1 protein-coding gene is annotated in these 3,070 nt (G+C 66.2%); it reads right to left on the reverse strand.

Going from position 1 to position 3,070, the window contains the following annotated elements; all coding sequences use genetic code 11:
• Nucleotides 1–3,070, reverse strand: a 3,070-nt coding sequence (locus ACSFA7_RS33510) for an amino acid adenylation domain-containing protein (protein WP_435503352.1), incomplete at both ends; no start/stop codon positions are given.

Here is a 3,070-nt window from a genome sequence, read left to right on the forward strand (position 1 = left end):
GCAGGCCCTGTTGCAGGGCCGACAGCGGCAGGATCTCCTCCAGTGGGGGCGAGGACTCTTCCAGTTGCTCGATTTCGGCCTGGCTCAGTGTGAGCAGGGGGAAGTCCGACGGTGTGAAGCCCCCGGCCGCGGGCTGCCGGGCATGGACTACGAGCGCCTCCAGTACCCGGAACCATGTCTGACCGAGGTCGCGGATGTCTTCCTCGGAGAAGAGCTCACCGGCCCAGGACCACGTGGCCGAGAGCGCGGGACCGTCGGCCAGGTCGCGGGTGAGCGCGTCCAGCGAGATCGCATGCGAAAGCGGAGCCCGTGCATCGGCGCCTCCCCCCAGTGCGCCGGCTTCGGGCGCTGCGCCCCAGTCGCGTGCCGTGGGCGTTCCAAAGCGGCCCAGGTAGTTGAAGCCGATCTGCGGCGCGCCGGTCCCCAGCACCCTGGCCGTCTCGGGGTTCAGGTAGCGCAGCAGCCCGAAGCCCAGGCCGTTGTCGGGCAGGGCGCGCAACTGTTCCTTGCTCTGCTTGAGTGCGCGGCCCAGATCGCCTCCGCCACGCAATGCGTCATCGAGGTCGATATCCTGCAGGTCCAGCCGCACAGGGAAGATGGTGGTGAACCAGCCTACGGTGCGCGAGAGGTCCACATCATTGAAGATCTCCTCACGGCCATGGCCCTCCAGATTGAACAGGACGCTTGGGCCATGCCCCGGGTCGCGTCGACGGCGCCAATCGGCTACCGCCAGTGCAAAGGCTGTCAACAGCACATCGTTGATGCGCCCATGGAAGAGCATTGGCACCTGCGTGAGCAAGGACGAGGTCAGCGTACTCGGGAGGTTCAGCACGAGGCGCCTGCTCGTTGCAATCGTATCCATGGACGCGTCGAGCGGGCGTTGGGAGAGCAAGGGGTCCGGAGCACCCGCGATGGATGTCCACAGGGGCAACTCGGCCAAACGGGTGGAACGGGAGGCTTCCGCCTCCAACTGCAAGGCCCAGCGCCGCAGCGAACTGCCGCGCGGCCCCAACTTCACGCGCTCGCCGCGCTGTATCGCCTGCCAGGCCGACTCGAGGTCCGGCACGAGGATGCGCCAGGAGACGCCGTCGACCACGAGATGGTGGATCGTGAGCAGCAGGCGTCCGGGCTGCATGCCCCCGGCGTCGAACCAGACGGCTTGCAGCATGTGCCCTGCGGCGGGGTTCAGGCGTCCCGCTGCGGCACGCGAGGTCTCCGCCACGAGCACCCGCAAGCCATCCTCATGCAGGCCGATCATGTCGACTTGGTGCACGCAGTCTTCTGCGCGGGCGGCCTCGGGGGGAAGGACCTCCAATTGCCAGGTCGCGCTTTCAGGGACCGGTGTGGAAACCAGCCGCATGCGCAGCGCATCGTGATGGTCGAGCAGTGCCTGAAGTGCGGCGACCAGATGCGCCTTCTGCAGGTTCGCGGGCACCTGCAGAAGCATCGACTGGTTGAACCGGCCGATGGGGCCACCGCGTTCGCGCAGCCAATGCACGATGGGCGTCAGGGGCACGGGGCCCACCGCGACGTCGACTTCGATGCTGCGCGTGTCCAGCGGAACAGCAGCAATGGCGAGTGCAGCGACGTTTTGGTGCTGGAAGACGTTGCGTGGGGTGATGACCAGGCCCGCTTTGCGCGCGCAACTGACCAGCTGAATGGAGCTGATGCTGTCGCCGCCGAGGTCGAAGAAGTTGTCGTCGATGCCCACCTTTGGGAGGCGCAGGACTTCGGCGAAGAGCGTGGCAAGGATTTCTTCTTGAGGCGTTCGCGGGGAGCGAATGCTCTGGGGCGTGAAGTCCGGAGCGGGCAACGCCTTGCGGTCAAGCTTGCCGTTGGGTGTCAGGGGCAGCGCATCGAGCACGACGATGGCAGCGGGGACCATGTGCTCGGGCAAGGCGTCGGACAGCGCATGGCGCAGAGCCGCGGTGTCGATGCGCTGTGCAGCCCCGGCTACGACATAGCCCACAAGCTGCTTGTGTCCTGGAGTGTCCTCACGCGCAATGACGGCTGCCTGGCCAACATCAGGCTGCCGGACCAACGCAGCCTCAATCTCGCCAAGCTCGATACGGAAGCCCCGGATCTTGACCTGCTGGTCGGCGCGCCCGAGGAAGTCGAGCACGCCGTCGTCACGCCATCGCGCGAGGTCGCCCGTGCGGTACATCCGGCTGCCCGATGCACCGAAGGGGTTGGCCACGAAGCGCTCGGCGGTGAGGGCGGGGCGGTTCAGATAGCCGCGCGCCAGGCCTGCGCCGGCGATGTACAGCTCGCCGGGCACGCCCGCGGGCACCGGCTGCAGCTGGGCGTCAAGCACGTACACCTGAAGGTCGGGAATGCCACGGCCAATCAGGCTGTTGGCCTCCATCGCAGCGATCTGCCGATTCAAGGCGATATAGCTGACATGGACCGTCGTCTCCGTGATGCCGTACATGTTGACGAGGGTCGGGGCGCTGTCGCCGTGGCGTTCATACCAGTCCTGCAGCCGCTTGAGTTCCAGTGCCTCGCCGCCGAAGATCACGCAGCGCAGCGCCAGTTCGGATCGCGGGCCGGCTCGCTCCTGGTCGGCCTGCATGAGCTGGTAGAAAGCCGAGGGCGTCTGATTCAGAACAGTGACCTTCTCGCGCACGAGCAGTTCTAGGAACTCCGTTGGAAAGCGGCTGATCTGGCTCGGGATGATGATCAGGCGTCCGCCCCGCAACAGGGCGCCCCAGAGTTCCCAAACGGAGAAGTCGAACGCGTGCGAATGGAACAGGGTCCAGACATCGCGCGTACCGAACTGGAACCACTGCTCTGTGGCTCCCAGGAGTCTTACGACATTCTGCTGGGGGATCACCACGCCCTTGGGTCTTCCGGTGGAGCCGGATGTGTAGATGACGTAGGCGGGGTTGGAGGGAGAAAGAGATTGCGAGCGATCGTGGTCGGTGGGGTTGACGCGCGCGCTGCCTGCAATTGCGGCCTCGGTGCGAGGGTCATCGAGCAGCAGCACGGGCGTTCCCTGCGGCAGCAACTGGGCAGTGGCGGTGTCGCTGATCACGCAGACCGGTGATGCGTCCTGAAGCATGAAGGCCAG

Origin of the sequence: Variovorax trehalosi (assembly GCF_051216415.1) — a bacterium.
In the GTDB taxonomy this organism is placed as follows: domain Bacteria; phylum Pseudomonadota; class Gammaproteobacteria; order Burkholderiales; family Burkholderiaceae_C; genus Variovorax.